The sequence below is a fragment of the Olivibacter sp. EAT-5 genome, assembly GCF_044784325.1.
Classification (GTDB): Bacteria; Bacteroidota; Bacteroidia; order Sphingobacteriales; family Sphingobacteriaceae; genus Olivibacter; species Olivibacter oleidegradans.
In genome coordinates this window covers 5,968,882-5,988,305 of sequence record NZ_CP173028.1, presented here as the reverse complement: position 1 = coordinate 5,988,305, position 19,424 = coordinate 5,968,882, and the positions used below count along the sequence as shown (strand labels likewise).

At 40.0% G+C, this 19,424-nt stretch carries 18 protein-coding genes; 10 read left to right on the top strand and 8 right to left on the bottom strand.

Annotation, left to right across the window (positions count from 1 at the left end):
• Window positions 1–118: 118 nt before the first annotated feature.
• Together ACH11B_RS25090 and ACH11B_RS25085 are read left to right on the top strand one after the other, a co-directional pair.
• Entirely contained in the window at window positions 119–2,581 is a 2,463-nt protein-coding gene (locus ACH11B_RS25090; protein WP_377610988.1) for a bifunctional UDP-N-acetylmuramoyl-tripeptide:D-alanyl-D-alanine ligase/alanine racemase, read from the top strand.
• 19 nt (window positions 2,582–2,600) lie between these two features.
• Window positions 2,601–3,233, top strand: a complete 633-nt coding sequence (locus tag ACH11B_RS25085; protein ID WP_013667895.1) for a DUF502 domain-containing protein — start codon at window positions 2,601–2,603, stop codon at window positions 3,231–3,233.
• A gap of 17 nt (window positions 3,234–3,250) precedes the next feature.
• Here the strand turns inward: ACH11B_RS25085 and ACH11B_RS25080 are convergent, their stop codons facing one another.
• The 5 genes from ACH11B_RS25080 to ACH11B_RS25060 all read right to left on the bottom strand — a co-directional run bounded on the left by ACH11B_RS25080 (window position 3,251) and on the right by ACH11B_RS25060 (window position 8,632).
• Window positions 3,251–4,429 carry a class I SAM-dependent methyltransferase gene (locus ACH11B_RS25080; RefSeq protein ID WP_130856807.1) on the bottom strand — a complete coding sequence of 393 codons (1,179 nt, stop codon included), beginning with the start codon at window positions 4,427–4,429 and terminating at the stop codon, window positions 3,251–3,253.
• A 104-nt stretch (window positions 4,430–4,533) separates the two neighbouring features.
• Complete coding sequence (locus tag ACH11B_RS25075) at window positions 4,534–5,802, bottom strand: aspartate kinase (RefSeq protein ID WP_013667893.1); 1,269 nt, start codon at window positions 5,800–5,802, stop codon at window positions 4,534–4,536.
• Window positions 5,802–6,578 (bottom strand): RsiV family protein, encoded by a 777-nt coding sequence (locus ACH11B_RS25070; RefSeq protein WP_377610986.1) that lies wholly within the window; start codon window positions 6,576–6,578, stop codon window positions 5,802–5,804. The genes ACH11B_RS25075 and ACH11B_RS25070 overlap by 1 nt, the downstream gene beginning before the upstream one ends.
• Before the next feature lie 122 nt (window positions 6,579–6,700).
• Window positions 6,701–7,141 (bottom strand): GNAT family N-acetyltransferase, encoded by a 441-nt coding sequence (locus ACH11B_RS25065; RefSeq protein ID WP_013667891.1) that lies wholly within the window; start codon window positions 7,139–7,141, stop codon window positions 6,701–6,703.
• 825 nt (window positions 7,142–7,966) lie between these two features.
• The gene (locus tag ACH11B_RS25060; protein ID WP_130856810.1) at window positions 7,967–8,632 is read right to left on the bottom strand and encodes a YggS family pyridoxal phosphate-dependent enzyme; all 666 of its coding nucleotides are present in this window, start codon (window positions 8,630–8,632) and stop codon (window positions 7,967–7,969) included.
• 149 nt (window positions 8,633–8,781) lie between these two features.
• On the opposite strand from ACH11B_RS25060, the gene ACH11B_RS25055 reads away from it, so the two are divergent.
• From ACH11B_RS25055 to ACH11B_RS25035, 5 genes are all read left to right on the top strand, one after another.
• A complete protein-coding gene (locus tag ACH11B_RS25055; protein WP_130856811.1) occupies window positions 8,782–9,438 on the top strand; it encodes a DUF4296 domain-containing protein in 657 nt (218 codons plus the stop codon).
• Window positions 9,439–9,579: 141 nt separating this feature from the next.
• Window positions 9,580–11,949: an endonuclease MutS2 gene (locus ACH11B_RS25050; RefSeq protein ID WP_149106000.1), complete on the top strand. Its 2,370-nt coding sequence runs from the start codon at window positions 9,580–9,582 to the stop codon at window positions 11,947–11,949.
• Between the two features lie 474 nt (window positions 11,950–12,423).
• On the top strand, window positions 12,424–13,119 hold the full coding sequence (locus ACH11B_RS25045; RefSeq protein WP_130856813.1) for a CoA transferase subunit A: 696 nt from the start codon (window positions 12,424–12,426) through the stop codon (window positions 13,117–13,119).
• 70 nt (window positions 13,120–13,189) lie between these two features.
• Complete coding sequence (locus tag ACH11B_RS25040; protein ID WP_130856814.1) at window positions 13,190–13,555, top strand: four helix bundle protein; 366 nt, start codon at window positions 13,190–13,192, stop codon at window positions 13,553–13,555.
• A gap of 75 nt (window positions 13,556–13,630) precedes the next feature.
• A complete protein-coding gene (locus ACH11B_RS25035; protein ID WP_377610984.1) occupies window positions 13,631–14,290 on the top strand; it encodes a CoA transferase subunit B in 660 nt (219 codons plus the stop codon).
• Here ACH11B_RS25035 and ACH11B_RS25030 read toward each other — a convergent pair.
• From ACH11B_RS25030 to ACH11B_RS25020, 3 genes are all read right to left on the bottom strand, one after another.
• On the bottom strand, window positions 14,287–14,919 hold the full coding sequence (locus ACH11B_RS25030) for a uridine kinase (RefSeq protein ID WP_013667883.1): 633 nt from the start codon (window positions 14,917–14,919) through the stop codon (window positions 14,287–14,289). The two genes, ACH11B_RS25035 and ACH11B_RS25030, sit on opposite strands and share 4 nt — an antisense overlap.
• A gap of 188 nt (window positions 14,920–15,107) precedes the next feature.
• On the bottom strand, window positions 15,108–16,064 hold the full coding sequence (locus ACH11B_RS25025; protein WP_013667882.1) for a LysM peptidoglycan-binding domain-containing protein: 957 nt from the start codon (window positions 16,062–16,064) through the stop codon (window positions 15,108–15,110).
• A gap of 11 nt (window positions 16,065–16,075) precedes the next feature.
• A complete protein-coding gene (locus tag ACH11B_RS25020; protein WP_130856817.1) occupies window positions 16,076–16,819 on the bottom strand; it encodes a DUF4905 domain-containing protein in 744 nt (247 codons plus the stop codon).
• A gap of 144 nt (window positions 16,820–16,963) precedes the next feature.
• On the opposite strand from ACH11B_RS25020, the gene ACH11B_RS25015 reads away from it, so the two are divergent.
• The 3 genes from ACH11B_RS25015 to ACH11B_RS25005 all read left to right on the top strand — a co-directional run bounded on the left by ACH11B_RS25015 (window position 16,964) and on the right by ACH11B_RS25005 (window position 19,384).
• The gene (locus tag ACH11B_RS25015; protein WP_377610982.1) at window positions 16,964–18,340 is read left to right on the top strand and encodes a nodulation protein NfeD; all 1,377 of its coding nucleotides are present in this window, start codon (window positions 16,964–16,966) and stop codon (window positions 18,338–18,340) included.
• A gap of 84 nt (window positions 18,341–18,424) precedes the next feature.
• Window positions 18,425–18,904: a Dps family protein gene (locus tag ACH11B_RS25010; RefSeq protein WP_013667879.1), complete on the top strand. Its 480-nt coding sequence runs from the start codon at window positions 18,425–18,427 to the stop codon at window positions 18,902–18,904.
• Between the two features lie 204 nt (window positions 18,905–19,108).
• Window positions 19,109–19,384 carry a hypothetical protein gene (locus ACH11B_RS25005; protein ID WP_377610980.1) on the top strand — a complete coding sequence of 92 codons (276 nt, stop codon included), beginning with the start codon at window positions 19,109–19,111 and terminating at the stop codon, window positions 19,382–19,384.
• Window positions 19,385–19,424: the final 40 nt, after the last annotated feature.

Below are 19,424 nucleotides of genomic sequence, written 5' to 3'. Positions count from 1 at the left end.
AAATACTCAATTTTGGACCTGCAAAGGTAAATGGTTAGAAAAAGGTTCTAAAACCACTGCTTATTCAAAGAAAGACGGCTTTCTTTTGGCCTTTCCAAATATCCAGATATAGCATGAAATGAGCAATAAGATTTATACTGTACAAGATATAGCAACTATTGTTGCAGTAGCTTCCGAATTAATTGATCCTTCAGCCATTGTTTATACGCTAGCCTATGATAGTCGCAAAATAACGGATGCGAAACACGCTCTTTTTTTTGCGCTGCCTGGAAGGAGAGACGGACATCAATATGTGCAAGAGGCCTACCGTGCAGGTGTCAGGAATTTTGTTGTTAGGCCAGAAGCTGTTAACATTACCGATTACCTTAATTGCAATTGGCTTTTTGTACAGGATACACTGCATGCATTACAACAGTTGGCTACCTACCATCGGAAGCAATTTGCATATCCTGTGATTGCGATTACAGGAAGTAATGGCAAAACTATCGTAAAGGAATGGCTTTATCAATTACTATCTCCGGAATACCAAATTGTTCGGAGCCCAAAAAGTTATAACTCACAGCTTGGTGTACCTTTATCACTCTGGCAAATGGATGGACAACATAATTTAGCCATTATTGAAGCCGGTATTAGTAAAGTAGGTGAAATGGAAGCCATTGAAAGAATGGTGAAGCCAACAATTGGTATATTAACAAACATCGGCCATGCTCATGATGATGGTTTTGCTTCCACTAAAGAAAAGACCATTGAAAAGTTAAAGCTTTTTAAAGATGCTGATAAAATCGTTTATAACCCGATATACGTAGATTCAGCAATAGAGGTGCCTGGTCGACATCATTTTACATGGAGAATCGGCAAAGGCGCTCAGCTGGAGGTAACTGCTTCTCTCAAGGAAAACGGATCGCAATACGTGTTAGAAGCAACGTACCTTCAACAGTCTTATGTGCTAACTGTGCCATTCGTGGATAAGGCTTCTATAGAAAATCTCGTTTGTTGCTGGGCCCTTATGTTAGCAATAGGTTATGAAGCGATGGTTATCGTTGATCGTGTGAAACGTCTCCTTCCTGTAAGTATGCGTTTAGAACTTAAAAAGGGCATTAATAACAACTCGATTATCGATGATTCGTATAGCAACGATCTGTCATCTTTACTGATCGCTTTAGACTTTCTGAAACAACAGCAACAACATTCACGTAAAATGCTGATACTTTCCGATTTACCGACAGTAGGGCAAAATCAAACGGCACTTTATACAAAAGTAGCCTCCATGCTCGAAGGCAAAGGACTTGATCGATTGATTGGCGTAGGAAAACACCTTCGTCAACATGCAGCATTATTTCGTATGGATACCCAATTCTTTGATACAACGGAACAATTGCTGACAAATATACCTAAGCTTGAGATTCGAGATAGTACAATACTCATTAAAGGCAGTCGGGTTTTCGGCTTTGAAAACATCAGTAAAGCGCTTACGCTACAAACGCACGAAACTACGTTGGAAATCAATCTAAATGCGCTGGAGCACAATTTGAATGTTTATAAATCATTGTTGCAGCAAGGCACTAAATTGATGGTAATGGTAAAAGCTTTTTCCTATGGGAGTGGAAGTTTTGAAATTGCTAATTTGTTACAATTTAATAAAGTGGATTACCTAACGGTTGCTTATGCCGATGAAGGGATTGCTCTTCGAAAAAGTGGTATCACGCTTCCTATCGTAGTAATGAGCCCCGGAGAGGATACTTTCGAACAAATGATTGAGTATCGTCTTGAACCGGAGATATATAGCTTTTCTGAACTCGAAGCTTTTATCAGCAAGTTGCCTTCAGAAAAGATGGAAGCCTATCCGGTACACATTAAGGTGGATACAGGTATGCATCGATTAGGCTTTGAACCGGACGATGTGGATCGATTATTGGCCAAATTGAAAAGAACCGATAAAATAGTCGTAAAAAGTGTATTTTCGCACTTGGCGGCAAGCGGGATCCGGGAACACGATAACTTTACATCAGAACAGATACGGTTATTTGATGTTTTTACGCAAGATTTAACGCGTGGCTTAGGTTATCATTTTATTAGGCATATAGCTAATACATCTGCTATTTCCCGCTTTCCGCAAGCACAATTTGATATGGTTCGTTTGGGCATCGGGCTATATGGTGTCTCAGCAGATGAATATCGTTCTTTGCCATTGCAGTCGGTAACTCGCCTCCGTACGGGGATTACCCAAGTTAAGTATATAAAGGCTGGAGATACAGTGGGTTATAATAGGAACGGGCGTTTAAGCGGCGACGGCACCATTGCTACGGTAAAGATCGGTTATGCCGATGGATACAGTCGAAGGTTTGGCAATGGCGTTGGAAAGATGCTTATAAAAGGAATGCTTGTACCCACTGTTGGAGATATTTGTATGGATATGTGTATGTTGGATGTTACAGGGATTGATGTTAGGGAAGGAGAGGAGGTTTTGGTAATGGGAGAGGAACTTTCTCCAGAAACATTGGCAAAAGCGATCGGGACTATCCCATACGAAATCCTAACAAGTATTTCACAACGCGTAAGACGCGTTTATTACTTTGAATAAATTTAATCTACCCCATAAAATGTCGAATAGAACATTGTTGAGATTGTTATTAAACTACCTAATCAAAGGAGTTTTGTTTTTGGTGCCTTTAGCAGGTGCCTTACTATTGATCTTTTGGATCGTAGCAACAATTGATTCCGCTTTAAATCTAAGTTGGCTGATACGCGACGAAACAGGACAACCGCTGTATATACCGGGCTTAGGTATTGTCATAATGATCCTGATATTAATTCTTGCCGGTGTGATCGTTACCAATTTTATTACCGAGCCAATCTATAATCGATTGTATAAATTGTTAAACCGAGTACCGCTATTCAGTACATTGTATTCGTCGATTAAAGATTTTACAGAGGCATTTGTTGGGGATGAGAAAAAATTTAACGAGCCGGTTCTGGTAGAAGTGAATGAAACGGGACTCAAGAAAATCGGCTTTCTTACGCAGCACGATCTTCGTAAAATACACTTGCCGGAAGATGTTATTGTTTATTTTCCGTATTCCTACTCTTTTGCCGGGCAAGTTTGTGTGGTAAAGGCAAAACGTGTAACACCGCTAAAAATGAGCGCAACAGATGCCATGAAGCTCGTGGTTTCGGGTGGGGTAAGCGGATTAGAACACGAGGAGATGAAAGATATAAAGCCCTCTGCCGAATAGTTAATGGTGATCTTAATTTAACGCTTTCTGCAAAATAGTACAAGAAGCTGTTCTTGGGGGCCGGTGCAGAAAAATAGATACTGATCACCGCCATCTTTTATTTTGTGCTTCTTTTTTAATTCTTGCGGTTTCAATGGAAAATTTCTCGTGGATACATTTCCTTGAGTTGAATTCTTATTTTTTTTGAAATCACTATACGTTTCTACTTTAATAACCTCAAAACAGCGGCCAATAAAGCCTTCTTTGAAAGTTTCGGAGGTATATAAATGGGTATGTTGATGCAACTTCGATAAGTTGAAATGAACGGCCGTATATTTAAAACACCCTGCCTTTAACAGCGCTGCATCCGGTTCATATAAGTACCTCCCGGGATTATCAAAAACAGGTTGGCTCGTTTTCTCCTGTTCCTCGTTGAAGCGCAAAATGTCTGAAGTCTTGTTGCTAAGCGCCACACAATGAAAAGTGATTGCGTTTGTAGGGTTATTACGCAAAACAAATAGCAGCTCTTTGCATTCGTTGTGTACACTGATAATGTGAACGTCGGTAACTCCCGAAAGTTCATGAACAGCTGCCTGTATATCCAAAAGCGGTGCGGCTTTTATTAACACAGTTTTACCTCTCTGTTTAAGCAAAGGTCCATGCATAACTACGTCGGGCTCACAATCGCTTAGCCTAAACACCTTTTGCTGTTTGACTCTTCGCGAGGGATCGATGTAAATGAAATCAAAAACTTTATCGGAGGAATGAAGGTAGCCGATGCCGTCATTCGGGAAAAATTGAATATTCGTAACGCCAAGTTGTTTGGCATTATGCTCGGCTATCCGTGATAAAGAGGCATTGCGCTCGCAATGAATTACTTGCTGTGCGCGTTGAGCAAAGTAATAGTCGTCAACGCCGAATCCGCCGGTAATATCGACAATCGAGCTGCCGACATTTATTAATCCTCTTTTATAGGCGCCGGTAAGTGATGAAGAAGACTGTTCGAGTCCCAAGAGGCCCGGGTAATAGATATTCGTTGTATTAAACCATTGCGGTAATTTTTTTTGAGCTCGCTTCATCCCATCTAGCTGCTCGGCCAGTTCAGGGGCGCTTACATCCGGAAAGGGACTTTTCCCTAAGGCTATTGAAGCGGGAGATGCTTGGATATGATCCCGCAAGAAATTTTGCACTTCCGGTTTTAAAATCGCTTGGTTCATTTTTTTGGGTTTTTAGGGACTAGTAATCAACTTGCAGCAATCGACTATCGCCCATATAATCACAACAGCTAATCAACTCCTCGACGACTCTTCAACTCAACGAACTAACTACCCACCGATCGAATAAGCATTTGGCAGGTATAGTTATCCTGTAACTGCATGATCACTTCTTTATTTATCAATACCCGTTCAATTGTTTGCGGATTATGATATCGTATGGTTACGAGCTCCAAGTCGCGTGTAAACTCCACATCATATTGTTTTTTCAACTCTTTAATCAGAGAAACGATATTTTGTTCATCATAATCGACGCTCACCGAAAAACTAACTGCACTATTGTGCATCATATTGATCTTTAACCGATGTTTGGCAAACACATCAAAGATGTGACTGAAGTTATCCTCAACTATAAAAGAAAAGTCCTTGGGCAAAATAGAAATGAGTACCTGATTTACTTTAAAGATGAAAGAGGAGACCGGTAATGTATTATTGGTTGCCCTTATGATTGTGCCGTTGTTCTTGGTATCAACAAAAGAGCGTACGGCTAGCGCAATCCCCTTGTTTTGTAAAGGTTTAATTGTTTTCGGATGTATTACCGTGGCTCCATAATAAGTAAGCTCAATCGCATCTAAATAAGAAAGTTCAGGTATTAATTCAGTTGAGTCGAACCATTTTGGGTCTGCATTGAGCACCCCGGGAACATCCTTCCATATCGTTACTAGCTCTGCATCTAAGGAAGCAGCAAAAATGGCTGCGGTATAATCAGAGCCTTCTCTGCCTAGGGTAGTCGTGAAATTTTCAGAGGTGCTACCAATAAAGCCTTGAGTAACCAGTATATTTTTCTCCAATAGAGCGGGAATCGAAGATCGCATGCTGCGTTCGGTCTTTTCCCAATTTACCTGCCCTTCTCGAAAAGTATTATCGGTGTGGATATAGTTTCTAGCATCAATCCAAAGACTATGTATATCAACTTTTCTCAGGTATGCTTCTATAATGCGCGAAGAGACCAGCTCACCAATAGAAACAATCTGATCATACAAGTAATCATAAGCGTCTTGCGGCTCCTCTTCAATGATCCAATCGATCTCAACAAATAAATTGGCGACCTCGTCAAAAATGGAATGCTGTTTATCTTCAAATAGCTCGTCTAGCACCTGTTCATGAAATTTTTTGGCTTTTTCGAAAAGGTTGTATAGCTCTGGCTCTTGGTTATAATAGGCCTTTGTTACTTCTTCCAATAAATTCGTAGTTTTGCCCATGGCTGAAACTACAATAATAAGCTGTTGATCTTTATAATCTTCTACGATACGGGCAACATTTCTAACCCCGTCGGCATCCTTTACAGATGCACCTCCAAATTTAAATACCTGCATTAATTTGTTGTAATATTCTGTCTTAGCTGGGTTCGTATATGTTTGCCTTCCTCCGTCATCAATGAGTCGATCTGCTCGTAGGGAATCATCAATTCTGTGATGCCTGCTGCGTAAGGTTTGATTTCATATACATTATACAAAAATAATAAACCTTTTGGGGTAAGGGTAAAGTTATTGTTTAAATGAAAACGATTATCTTCAAAAAAATAGGATTCGTCCAGTGCTTGCTCGGTAGATAGTCCCTCCTGTTTTCTGAATATCACTTCTGCTATCTTGGTTAGCGATTGTTGCTTTTCCACAGGGATAATCTTTTCAAGTCCAATGGTGTCGACTTTTAACGGATCGTAATTGTAAAAAAGTGTATTATAGTTCCCGTGTGCTCCGCCTGTATAGTCGCTAAGTTCTAAGGATAGAGAAAGAAAAGAAGGTTTGTTTTGTAATACCTTTGCGTGCATTTCAGAATACCAGGCACGGGGATATTCGTCCATTTTTACAAAATCTTCATAGTTTTCAATAAATGCTTTTGCTTCTTGTTCAATTGAATTATATTGCGTGTCGGGCTGCCTATTAGCTGTAAACTGTCTTTTGATTAAATCATTGATTTCCTTTTGTTCAAATTCAGGAAAAATCGCTTTGAAATAAGTCGTGTCTTTTTTTCCATCGTTATCCACAACCTCCTTACTTGATAATATATAATGCTGATACCGATAACGGAGCGTGTCAGCTTTTGCGACAGTTTTCCGTTCGTTGTTAAGATTGCATGATAGGAACAGCATGTTTGCACAAGTTAGTAGCAGGCTAGCGTTTATCAGTAAAGATTTTTTTATTCTAAACATATCAGCACTTTATTAAAGGAAGAGACAAAACGGCATATTAGACAAATTAACAAGGTAATCTATTAATTGTTTATCGAAACGTTAACCCATTCGGAATCAAAAGTTGCGCGATACTTTTTGTAAAAGTTTATCGCAGGCTCATTCCACTCCAATACTTGCCATACCATACCGCTATAGCCTTTGTTCTGCATCTCTTCAATAACTTTATCAAACAGAAGCTTGCCGATACCACGACCTCGCATTTCTTGGGTAACAATTAAGTCCTCTAAATAAAGCCGTCGCCCTTTCCAAGTCGAATAACGTGTATAGTATAAAGCAATACCTTGTATAACGCCGTCAATTTCAGCTACAAAAGCCTCCCATACGGGATTCGCTCCAAAGCCGGCATCTTCCATTTCTTCCAGACTAACGGTCACCTCTTCCGGGGCCCTCTCATACAAGGCTAACTCATGTATCAATTCTAAAATTCTCGAACAGTCTTCTTTTTGCGCTTTACGTATCATGCTTTGTGTAATAAAATAGTCAAGTAGTTTAGTAGGGAAATAGTTGGGGAGTAGTTAAGTAGTTAAGTAGGAAAGTAGTTAAGTAGTCACCTAACTATTCAACGTCTCAACGACTCAACCATTTAACGACTCAACAACTAGTTAAGTAGTTTAGTAGGAAAGTAGTTAAGTAGTCACTAACTATTCAACGTCTCAACGACTTAACCATTTAACGACTCAACTATTTAACGTTTCAACAACTAGTTAAGTAGTTTAGTAGGAAAATAGTTAAGTAGTCACCTAACTATTCAACGTCTCAACGACTTAACCATTTAACGACTCAACAACTAGTTAAGTAGTTTAGTAGGAAAGTAGTTAAGTAGTCACCTAACTATTCAACGTCTCAACGTCTCAACTATTCAACGACTCAACTATTTAACGTTTCAACAACTAGTTAAGTAGTTTAGTAGGAAAATAGTTAAGTAGTCACCTAACTATTCAACGTCTCAACGACTCAACCATTTAACGACTCAACAACAAGTTAAGTAGTTTAGTAGGAAAGTAGTTAAGTAGTCACCTAACTATTCAACGTCTCAACGACTCAACCATTTAACGACTCAACAACTAGTTAAGTAGTTAAGTAGGAAAGTAGTTAAGTAGTCACCTAACTATTCAACGTCTCAACGACTTAACCATTTAACGACTCAACTATTTAACGTTTCAACTATTTAACGTTTCAACAACTAGTTAAGTAGTTTAGTAGGAAAGTAGTTAAGTAGTCACTAACTATTCAACGTCTCAACGACTCAACTATTTAACGACTCAACAACTTAACGTCTCAACAACTCAACGTGACCCAAATATGGTGCTTCCCAATCTAATCATTGTACTCCCTTGTTCAATGGCAATTTTATAGTCGGACGACATACCCATCGATAACTCCTTGAAAGCGTCGTCTTTTCGAAAGAAGCTGGCTTTAATGCCATTAAAAAGTGTTTTTAACTCATAGAATTCTTCTTTGATCAGCTTCTCATTATCGGTATTGGTAGCAATTCCCATTAGACCAACAATACGAACATTTTTAAGTATGCTGAATTCGTCGGATCGTAGTAGTTCGATTACTTCGTCGTAAGCCAAGCCAAATTTCGTTTCCTCGTCCGCAATATAAATTTGCAAAAGACAATCAATGATTCGGTCATGTTTTGACGCCTGTTTATTAATTTCCTGAAGCAATTTCAAACTGTCAACAGATTGAATTAATTTGATAAAGGGCGCAAGATATTTTACCTTATTTGTTTGTAAATGACCGATCATATGCCATTCAATATCTTTCGGTAAAACTTCGTATTTATCGCGCAACTCTTGTACCTGGTTTTCTCCAAACGTGCGCTGTCCGGCGTCATAAGCTTCTTGAATCTCAGTTACTGACTTGGTTTTTGAAACGGCTACCAATGTTACACCTACCGAATCTGTTTCTTTTTTAATCTTTTCTAAATTATCACTAATACTCATTTCTCTTATCAATTTTTTTCGCCCGCCCACACTTGTACCTTTCTTGGACAATTACTCATCGCAACCTAAACGCCTGCTTTAAAGCGGACGCAAAGGTAACTAATTGCATATGAAAAGCATTTTATCTAAGTTTGTGCGAATTTAAAGAAATGACTCGGTTATTAATAGTAATTCTTTCAGTGTTTTTGTTAGCGGCTTGTAATAAGGAGAAGGTGCCTGAAGGAGTTATCGCCCAAAAGAAGATGGTCCCACTTTTATGTGATTTTCATCTGGCTGAAGGATACCTGTCTTCCTTACCCATGGATTCGTCTCGATTGCTGGCGAAAAATTATTATGCTTCCATCTTTAAAAAATATGACACTGATTCGGCTGGGTTTAACAAAAGCCTCGTCTTCTATTCAAAAGATCCGGGCTTATTGAATCAGATTTATGCCGAGGTGCAAAAGCGGTTGCAGCAATATCAAAAGGATGAACAAGCGAAGATAGATGCAAAAATGAGAAAGGTCTTCGTGGCCGATTCTTTAAAGAGTGCGTCCATTAAAGATAGTCTAGACAAAATAAAGGCTGATTCGGTGAATTTTCAGTTGACCAAAAATTTACTTTATCGGAAGCATACCGATTCGGCTAACCGTAAATCGGAGGCATGGTCTTTGCCCCTGGAGAAGGCATTGGTTAAACGAATCCTTTATATTCCGAATGGAAATAGCGAATTGAGTAAGTTGTTGTTACCCATAGATTCAATCAAGAAGTCCAAACCGGCAGACTCGTTGAAAATAAAGGGGCCGGTTAAGTCGAAGAGGCGTTAAGTTGTTAATTAGCCAAATTTTTAATTAGCCAATTAGTCAATGGTTAAAAGTTGAGTAGTTAAGTAGTGGAGTAGTAAGTACTTGAGTAGGGACTAACCCTCTGCGGCTTACAGCCTACAGCGCTACCTAAAGTTAAATAGAATGATATATCCTCAGAATGCTGTTGATAAATTGGGTTTTACCGAAATCAAGGCACTAATAAAAGCATACTGTTTAAGTGAAATGGGAAGGCAAATGGTGGACAAAATCCAGCCGATGCATCAGTTTGACCAGATCAATAAATTCATGCGTCAAACCTATGAATTTAAAGAAATATTACTGAACGATTCCCCCTTGCCCATAGAACATTTGTATCCCATACGTGCCCTCGCAGAAAAGGCTAGGGTAGAGGGGGTGTTTTTGACAGAAGAAGAGTTTTTTCATGTGCTACTGTCGTTGAAAACTGTATTTGCAGTTATCCGATATTTTAACGACCGAAATGGACATTATCCTAATCTGGAAGCATTATTCGAGCACTTGCCAATAGAAAAAGGGATTGTAAATGCTATTGAACGCGTAATCGATGCGAAAGGTAAAATTAAGCCCAACGCCTCATCGCTTCTCTCAGAAATTATCACCAATATTGCCAAAGCAGAGCAGGAGGCGCGCAAACGGATTGACCATGTTTTTAAAAGCGCTCAGGGAAACGGCTGGACGGCAGACGGAAACCTAACCGTTCGAGATGGCCGTTTATGCATCCCGCTATTGGCAGAAAACAAACGCAAGTTGAAGGGCTTTATTCATGACGAATCGGCTACGGGGCAAACGGTATTCATCGAACCCGAAGAAGTTTTTCATTTAAACAACAAAGTCCGCGATCTTGAATTTGATAAGCGAAGAGAAGTGATCCGTATTTTAATTGAATTAACGGATACATTACGTCCCAATATTCCGCTCTTGTTAGCCTATCATGGATTGCTTAGTAAACTTGATTTTGTGCGAGCCAAGGCACTATTTGCAATCGAATTGGAAGCGGATATGCCACAGTTATCAAAAGAAGCTGCCGTTGAACTGATAAACGCCAGACACCCCCTTCTGATGCTCAATTTTAAGAAGGAGAAACAAACAGTTGTGCCGTTGAATGTCAAAATAGATAATCAGCAGCGCGTAATCGTTGTTTCAGGACCTAATGCAGGCGGAAAATCGGTAGCGATGAAAACCATCGGCTTGTTGCAAATAATGGCCCAAGCCGGATTATTGATTCCGGCGGACGAGTCGTCGACGATAGGTGTTTTTAAACAATTTTTTGCTGATATCGGCGATGACCAGTCGATCGAAAGTGACTTAAGTACCTATAGTGCTCATCTTTCGAAGATGAAATACTTTACGGAACACGCGAACGGTAAAACGTTGGTGCTTATTGACGAATTTGGCACAGGTACTGATCCACAATTCGGTGGCCCGATAGCGGAAGCGGTATTGGAAGTTTTGAACCGTAAAAAAATAAGAGGGGTAGTTACTACTCACTATTCTAATTTGAAGAACTTTGCTAATGCGACAGAAGGCCTGGAAAATGCTTCCATGCTTTTTGATAATGCAGCCATGCATCCACTTTATATTTTAGAAATCGGGAAACCGGGTAGTTCTTATGCTTTTGAAATTGCACAAAAAATTGGATTGCCAACGGAGGTTCTACAAGCAGCAAAACAAAAGATAGGTGCACAACAAAAGCGGGTTGACACCTTACTTGTTGACTTAGAGCGGGAAAAGAAGACAATCCTGGATACCAAGCGTTTAGTTGAGAAAAGAGAAACTGCGCTCAATAAGTTACAACAAGATACCGAAGCTTTGCAACGCTATTTAGACGAGAATAAAAAGACAATCCTTAAACAAGCTAAGCTAGAAGCCCAGGAAATTATAAAAAATGCCAACAGGTTAGTGGAAAACACGATTTCAGAAATTAAGGAGAGCAAAGCAGATAGAGAGAGAACGAAGGCAGCTAGACAACACTTGCAGCAAGAGCTTGAACGCCACCAACTCAATGAACCAAAAACGAAAGGAGCTACGGTCGCTAATAACCAAGAAATACACGTTGGCGATTGGGTGAAAATTATAGAATCAGGTAATGTGGCTCAGGTACTGGAAGTTGCGAAAGATAACCTTATCTTGGCGATGGGTGATTTGCGATCGGTGGTGAAAAGAAAACGTGTAGAAAAAGTAGCAACAAAAGAGGTTCCAAAAGAAATTCGTAAATCTCATAGCGCAATGGTTACCGAAGAGTTAACGGGATTTTATCCTGAATTGGATGTAAGGGGCATGCGCACAGAAGACGCCCTTCAGGCGATCGAAAAGCACCTAGATAAGGCCATTATGTTGGGTTTTCCAAGCCTAAAGGTTATTCACGGTAAAGGAGATGGTATTCTTAGAAAAATGATACGGGATTATTTACGTAAATATTCGCAGGTTAACAGGATGGAAGACGAACATGCTGATAGAGGCGGTGATGGAATAACGTATGTATATTTGAATTAGCCTATCGAATGGGCTAATTCTTTACCTATTGGGACATTTTTTACAACGCTTGCCCTTCTTATATTTTTTGCAACACTTCTTGAACTCACAACAACCGGTATAAGGATTCAGTCCTTTGTGGTTTTCAGGATCTAACGGGCAGCCATTTCTTACCAGCTCCATCTCAAAAATGTTCAATACCTTCATCTTCATCAATTTACGCTGCCAAAGGTAAGTATTATTTAAATTAATTCTAAATGTTTTTTGGAATTGTTAAGTCACTGAGTTGTGGAGTGGTTGAGTAGTTAATTCGCTAATTAGCCGATTAGCCAATGTGATGATTAGCTAATGTGATAACGAGGGGCAGCGTTCTTAGTTACGCGCATCAGTCGGCTTATGGCTTACAGCCTATAGTTTATTGTTTACAGCCTTTTGTTTTATAGAACCAAAATTGTAAATTAACGTCGTTGCAGCCGATTTTTAAACTTGATAGCCATGATTAATAAAGTAGTGAACAATGCCGATGAAGCTATTAGAGACATTCAGGATGGAATGACACTTATGCTCGGGGGATTTGGTCTATGCGGGATACCCGAGAATTGCATTGCCGCATTGGTGAAAAAAGAAGTGAAAGACTTAACATGTATTTCCAATAATGCCGGTGTAGATGATTTCGGAATCGGTTTAATGCTTCAAAAAAGGCAGCTAAAAAAGATGATCGCGTCTTACGTTGGAGAAAATGCAGAATTTGAGCGTCAGCTACTTTCGGGAGAACTGGAGGTTGAGTTAATACCGCAAGGCACCTTGGCCACTCGATGCTTGGCGGCCGGTTATGGAATGCCGGCAATCTTTACACCGGCAGGAGTAGGAACCGAAGTGGCAGAAGGTAAAGAAATCAGAAGATTTAACGATAAAGACTATTTGTTAGAAATGGCATTCAATGCTGATTTTGCCATTGTAAAGGCTTGGAAAGGAGATACAACCGGGAATCTTATCTTTCGCTCAACGGCCCGTAATTTTAATCCTATCATGGCCATGGCCGGAAAAATAACCATTGCGGAAGTCGAGGAGTTGTTACCTGTTGGATCCTTGGATCCGGATCATATCCATACGCCTGGGATTTATGTACATCGCATATTCCAAGGAGAAAAATATGAAAAAAGAATTGAGAAGAGAACCATAAGGGAGTAGTCAAGTAGACCAATTGTTAAGTAGTTAAGTAGTGAGATTCGCATCAAAAATTGAAAAACAGTACAATTCAATGACCAGCACGTTTGAGGATCTAGAGGTTTGGAAACACTGTCGAAGCTTTAGAAACAAATTGGGTGAAGTTATAAAACTTCTTCCGAATGAAGAAAAATATAGGTTATCAGATCAATTGAAAAGAGCAGCTAGATCAGTTACTGCAAATATTGCGGAAGGGTACGGCCGATTTCATTATCAAGAAAACATCCAATTTTGTAGACAATCAAGAGGGTCACTGTATGAGATACTCGATCATTTAATATGTGCTTTGGATGAACAATATATTGACAACGCCACATTTGATAAATGCAAAGCCGATCTAGAAAAATGTATAGCACTTTTGAATGGATATATACTTTACCTTAAGAAACGAAAGGAATGACAATATATTCGACACTGCTGTTAACTACTTAACAACTCAACAACTTAACAACTTAACAACTTAACAACTAACACCATGACCCTAGACAAACAAGGAATAGCCAAACGCATTGCGCAGGAAATAAAAGACGGTTATTACGTTAACCTCGGTATCGGTATACCAACCTTGGTAGCCAATTATATACCTGAAGATATCCAGGTGGTATTGCAATCGGAGAATGGTTTGCTTGGTATGGGACCATATCCTTCGGAAGAGGAAGTCGACCCGGATTTAATTAATGCGGGCAAACAAACGGTTACAACGCTTCCCGGATCGGCAATATTTGACTCAGCAATGAGTTTTGGAATGATCCGGGCTCAGAAGGTAGATTTGACGATTCTGGGAGCTATGGAGGTTTCGGAAAATGGCGATATTGCCAATTGGAAAATACCGGGCAAAATGGTCAAGGGAATGGGGGGAGCCATGGATCTGGTAGCCTCTGCCAAAAATATCATTGTTGCGATGCAACAGGTTAACAAGGAAGGTGAAAGTAAATTGCTTCCATCCTGCACCTTGCCTTTGACAGGAGTGAGGTGCGTTCGGAAGATTGTTACCGAGTTAGCCGTCTTTGTTATTGAACCACACGGAGGCTTTCGCCTCTTAGAAAGAGCACCTGGACTGAGTGTGGATGAAATCCGGAATGCAACCGCCGGCAAGTTTATAGCCGGTGATAATATTCCGGAAATGAGACTTTAAAATAGTTTTTTCCGTAAGCGTGCGGAAATTTCATCAGTTACTTGTACCATCATCGCGGTATCGTCCTTATTGTTTTCGATAATTAAATCACACTGCGATTTGTAGGGAAAAAGATATTCATCAAAGCTGGGGAGTACGTGATTATACCATTTGTATTTGACATCTTCCTCAAAATACCCCCGTTCGATAAGGTCCCGTCGAAGTCGGCGCTCTAATGCAATATGTTCATCTGCGTGAAGAAATATACGCTCGTCCAGAAGTGTATTGATTTCTTCAAAATGGAAAATAAATAGCCCCTCTACTATTAATAAGGGAGCTGGCTTTATCTCCAACATTTTTGGCTTAATTGCCGGATTATTAAAAGTGTATTCTTCTTTAAAGACCGTCTTCCCTGCAATCAGCGCGCTAATATCATGATAAAAGAGCGTTCGGTTGATAGCAGCAGGTACATCAAAATTATACAGTTTGTTTTCCTCTTGCGTTTTGGTGTTGGCTGGCAGGTAATAATCATCCTGAGAGATTAACGTAACTTCATGATCTTTGAAGTGATTAAGAAAACACTTCAGAAAGAACGTCTTTCCCGAACCACTACTGCCAGCGATACCAATGACATAAGGTTTTTTAGACATTTTTTTAGCTATTAGACTTTAGTTATTCGTTATTAGCTATTCGTTGTTAGTATTGATTCACTACTTAACTATTATTAAGGCGTAAGCTATAGCCGTAGGCTTTAATCTCACGTAGTCCCATTATCAAATTAGCTAATTAACTACATGACATCTTTACGACTCAACCACTCAACTACTTAACCACTTAACTAATAAGAGATATTAACCTGAAACCGTCTGTCAATTACACCGATTAATGAAGCCACGGATTTGGAAATAACGATGATAGCATCTTTATTTTCCGATGTCTCATTGAATTTACCTACAACCTTTGCATAAGTAGTTCGATTGGTCATCGGGTTGGTAATTTTAACTACGGTGCCGACCGGAGCGGAGTTATGCAAGGCGAGCATTTTGCCGCTTTCGCCATTTAAGTCGTCCATCCAGATTCCAATGCCGCTTGCTGTCACCTGCTTGATTCCGTAGCGATTGGCCGGTGTGCTATCCTCTTTAGGTGTTTCTTCCGGTTCTTCTTCAATCGTATTGGCGTTGCCGCTTGCAACCTGCTGTTCGTTTTCGCTTGTTACACCGTTTAACTCTTCGTTGCTAATTACTTTCTTTGGAACACTGGGATCAGTGGCGGCTTCCTCTATAGATGTATTCGGGATTCTGATTAATTGCCCCTCCTTTAAAGAGTTGCCGGATAAATTGTTCGCTTGTTTAATCGCATCAACAGTTACTCCAAAGCGTTTTGAAATGGAAAAAAGCGTTTCCTTTGCACCTACTTTGTATTCAATATAATCGGTTCCCTGGGAGGTAATAGCTGCACCGCCATTAACGGGAGGTTTTGAGCTAGGAGTCGCAGTTTTTACAACATTGTTTGCAGGGTTCGAGAAGGGTGCGCCGGTCGGAATTTTAACGACATCACCAGCTTTGAGCGACTTATTAGCATTAAAATCAATGATGTCTTTTGGCTTCAGGTTGTATTTGCGTCCAAGAGAGTAGTAAGATTCTCTGGTCTGTAGTTTATGTAGAATTACTTTTTTACCATTTTGATTTTCAACTCCTATCGAATCCCTTGTTATCGGATTCGCAAAAACAACACTACTTGTTAAGACACAGGCAACAGTCACGCCTAAGCCTTTTAATATTTTTTTATTCTTCATATACATTACAATTATACAAAATACGAAACAATTTCTCGTTTATTATTCGTTACAAAAAACAATTGTTGGCCAACCATAAAAAAGACTTCCGGCAGCAGATGATCTAATCGATCAACTATACATTCCTTAAATTGTACGTTGTGCTCTTGAATAACCGTTAATATGAGTTGTAACTTATCTTCTTTCCTCTCATGATAGGCCCAAAGCTCTTTACCGTCAGTTTCCAGAAAGAAATAGGGGCCAACTAAAGTGCTTGTAATTGGAAGTGGAGGAGTCCGGTGAACAGGGGAGGCCGAGCGTATATTTCTGGGCAAAGGCGACAGTTTATTTAGTAATGTATGATTTTCAAGTATACTTCCCGACAAAGGCTCCAGCAAGCTGACCGCATTCGTATCTGAAAATCGTTGCTTTACCGCTATTCCTTCCTGTGTAAGCTCTACGAATTGCAGATTGAATTGCTCCCAGGTGACCTGTTTACTATGTATATCGATAGCTACAAGTCCCTGCGTTTGCCCTTGGTTTGGTTGCGGATAATGCTGCAGGAACAGTTGGTTGGTATTCACCGCTGCCAGCGTCCACCAACGATCGCCATAGTGTATGTGATCGGATAACAAACGACCACTGCGATAATGAATAACCGAAAAGTAGGGCAGCCCATCCTGATCTCTCCATTCGATGGCAAGCATACCGGATAGTTCATGGATGTCTATCTTCCAAATAGTGCCTTCATATAAGTAAGAAAATGCTTTTGTCATTCGTTAACGATTATTGCTACCCTCTTTCATCTTTCTTCTATAACCATCTGACAAAAATAGTATCTTTATATGGAAAATCCCTTTAAAAGCGTGCAAAGGAAAAGAAGCTTTATCGGTAAAAGGAGAAAAATAAAGACAATGCTCATGATAAAAGACAGAAGCCTACGGCAGTGGCTTTCAATAGGACTGTTAATTGCGTTATTTTCACCCGGTTCTGTAATAGGCAAAACGCAGGAAACGGCCACCGTTTATCAATATCACTTAAGTGAAGAAATTGGCCCGGCAGCCTGGCGTAAAACTGAAAAAGCATTTAGTGCAGCTAAAGCACATCATGCCGATTATATTTTAATCGAAATCAATACCTACGGTGGAATGCTTAATTACGCCGATTCCATACGAACTAAGATATTAGAGTCGGAGCTGAAAACCATTGCTTTTATAAACCATAATGCGGCTTCTGCCGGTGCGCTGGTGGCCCTTGCCTGTGATAAAATCTATATGGTTAAAGGTGCAAGCATAGGGGCTGCCAGCGTGGTAAATCCTCAAGGAGAGGTGATGCCGGAGAAATATCAATCCTATATGCGGAGCTTAATGCGGGCAACGGCTGAAGCAAAGGGGAGAGATCCACGAGTAGCAGAAGCTTTTGTGGACCCGGATATCGTGCTACCGGAATTAAAAGAGGCTGGCAAAGTACTTACTTTGACGACACAAGAAGCGCTAAAAATTGGTATGATCAATGGCGAAGTGGTTAGTTCGACAGACATACTTGCTAAAGAAGGTCTAAAAGGGGCATCTATCACCCGGTATCAAAGCACATGGGTTGATAGCTTTATTAATTTTCTTATCAATCCGGCAGTGAGTAGCGTGCTGATTTTACTGATTATTGGCGGAATTTATTTCGAAATGCAAACGCCGGGCATCGGCTTTGCATTGATTGTTGCCATCATAGCTGCACTTCTATTCTTTGCTCCGTTATATATCCAGGGATTGGCCGATAATTGGGAGATCGCCTTATTCATAATCGGTATTATTTTGCTGTTACTCGAAGTCTTTGTCATACCGGGTTTTGGTGTTGCGGGTATTCTGGGAATCATTGCATTGGTATGTGGACTGGCATTCAGCATGGTGCCCAATCAGAACTTTAACTTTCAACCTGTTGAGCCTAACCAAGTAATGACTTCCTTCGTTATTGTAATCGCTGCTACTATTGCTTCTATTATTCTTTGTGTCATTTTCGGCAAAAGCATTCTGCGTTCCAGTGCATTTCAACGGCTGGTTTTAGCCGATGAGCAACAGTCGGGTAAAGGATACGTCTCTTCTGTAAGAAATCTTAATTTAATTAACAAAGAAGGAGTCGCCAAGACGGCCTTGCGTCCTTCGGGTAAAATCGAGATTGAAGGGAAATGGTATGATGCCGTGGCCTTAGATGGGTTCATCGATAAGGATACTATTGTTTATGTTGAAAAGCACGAGAACTATAATCTTTTTGTCAGAAAAAAGAAGGACGATCAGGTGTATTAAACAATTCATAAGCCAAAACGTTATAAGTAGGTCATTCCCGGCATGCAGATCGCATGCTTAGGGTACTAACAAAAAATATAATGTATGAATCCAAAAGCAATTAGTTTAGAAGAGAAAAAATTAAGACCTGTTGTAGATCACCTAAATGATTTATTGGCAAACTATCATGTTCACTATCAAAAACTACGTGGTTGTCATTGGAATGTAAGAGGCTCGCACTTCTTTACATTACATGCTAAATTTGAAGAATTATATAATAATGCGATTACAACCATTGATGAGCTAGCAGAGCGTATACTAACCTTAGGGAAATCACCGCTCAGCCGATATCAGGACTATCTTGAGACAGCGGAGATCAAGGAAATAGATACCATCGGAATGTCGGATGTCGATCTGGTGAAAGCTGTGGTAGAGGACCTTGAAGTATTGATCGCTTTGCAACGGGACCTGCTAGAAATTACGGACGAAGCAAATGATGAAGGTTCCAACGATATGGTGAACGCATTTATGCAGTTTAACGAAAAGCAAAACTGGATGTTAAGAGCCTTTCTCAATAAGCAATAACACCTTGAATTTATACATTGGGCTTGTCTAAAAGTTCGTTTTCTTGCGTCGTCGAGCGTAGCGGTATTGATATGGCATAGATACGGGAGAATGGCAACCTGAGACAAGCCTTTGTATTTCAATCTACCTTTTAACAATTAATTAATACAGTATGTAGGCTCCTAAAGTAGCAAACTATTTATTTTTGATAAATAGTTTATGTTCATGTCTTTAGAAACAATTAACTTGTTAGGTTGGATCGGCGTTGCCTGTTGTACTTCCGGTTACTTGTTGGTTAGCCTAGGTTATATTCATTCCAATGGTTGGAAATACCAGTTGCTAAACGCATTAGGTGGATTATTTCTCGTAATCAGTGCTTTTTACAATCACGATACACCAAACACGGTAGCTAACGGGCTGTGGGCACTTATTGGGTTGATTAGCCTTATTAAGTTTGCGCTGCAAGGTGCCGTTAAAAAAGTGACTGCTAAGCGTTCATAGCCCAGCAGTCAGTGCGATTTTCTAAACTTTAACCCTTGTT

Coding starts and splice junctions, on each gene's coding strand:
- ACH11B_RS25085 (WP_013667895.1), top strand. CDS start 2,601: ATGTCGAATAGAACATTGTTGAGATTGTTATTAAACTACCTAATCAAA.
- ACH11B_RS25015 (WP_377610982.1), top strand. CDS start 16,964: ATGATAAAAGACAGAAGCCTACGGCAGTGGCTTTCAATAGGACTGTTA.
- ACH11B_RS25065 (WP_013667891.1), bottom strand. CDS start 7,141: ATGATACGTAAAGCGCAAAAAGAAGACTGTTCGAGAATTTTAGAATTG.
- ACH11B_RS25070 (WP_377610986.1), bottom strand. CDS start 6,578: ATGCTGTTCCTATCATGCAATCTTAACAACGAACGGAAAACTGTCGCA.
- ACH11B_RS25035 (WP_377610984.1), top strand. CDS start 13,631: ATGACCCTAGACAAACAAGGAATAGCCAAACGCATTGCGCAGGAAATA.
- ACH11B_RS25010 (WP_013667879.1), top strand. CDS start 18,425: ATGAATCCAAAAGCAATTAGTTTAGAAGAGAAAAAATTAAGACCTGTT.
- ACH11B_RS25020 (WP_130856817.1), bottom strand. CDS start 16,819: ATGACAAAAGCATTTTCTTACTTATATGAAGGCACTATTTGGAAGATA.
- ACH11B_RS25055 (WP_130856811.1), top strand. CDS start 8,782: ATGACTCGGTTATTAATAGTAATTCTTTCAGTGTTTTTGTTAGCGGCT.
- ACH11B_RS25040 (WP_130856814.1), top strand. CDS start 13,190: ATGACCAGCACGTTTGAGGATCTAGAGGTTTGGAAACACTGTCGAAGC.
- ACH11B_RS25025 (WP_013667882.1), bottom strand. CDS start 16,064: ATGAAGAATAAAAAAATATTAAAAGGCTTAGGCGTGACTGTTGCCTGT.
- ACH11B_RS25005 (WP_377610980.1), top strand. CDS start 19,109: ATGTCTTTAGAAACAATTAACTTGTTAGGTTGGATCGGCGTTGCCTGT.
- ACH11B_RS25045 (WP_130856813.1), top strand. CDS start 12,424: ATGATTAATAAAGTAGTGAACAATGCCGATGAAGCTATTAGAGACATT.
- ACH11B_RS25075 (WP_013667893.1), bottom strand. CDS start 5,802: ATGCAGGTATTTAAATTTGGAGGTGCATCTGTAAAGGATGCCGACGGG.
- ACH11B_RS25080 (WP_130856807.1), bottom strand. CDS start 4,429: ATGAACCAAGCGATTTTAAAACCGGAAGTGCAAAATTTCTTGCGGGAT.
- ACH11B_RS25090 (WP_377610988.1), top strand. CDS start 119: ATGAGCAATAAGATTTATACTGTACAAGATATAGCAACTATTGTTGCA.
- ACH11B_RS25060 (WP_130856810.1), bottom strand. CDS start 8,632: ATGAGTATTAGTGATAATTTAGAAAAGATTAAAAAAGAAACAGATTCG.
- ACH11B_RS25050 (WP_149106000.1), top strand. CDS start 9,580: ATGATATATCCTCAGAATGCTGTTGATAAATTGGGTTTTACCGAAATC.
- ACH11B_RS25030 (WP_013667883.1), bottom strand. CDS start 14,919: ATGTCTAAAAAACCTTATGTCATTGGTATCGCTGGCAGTAGTGGTTCG.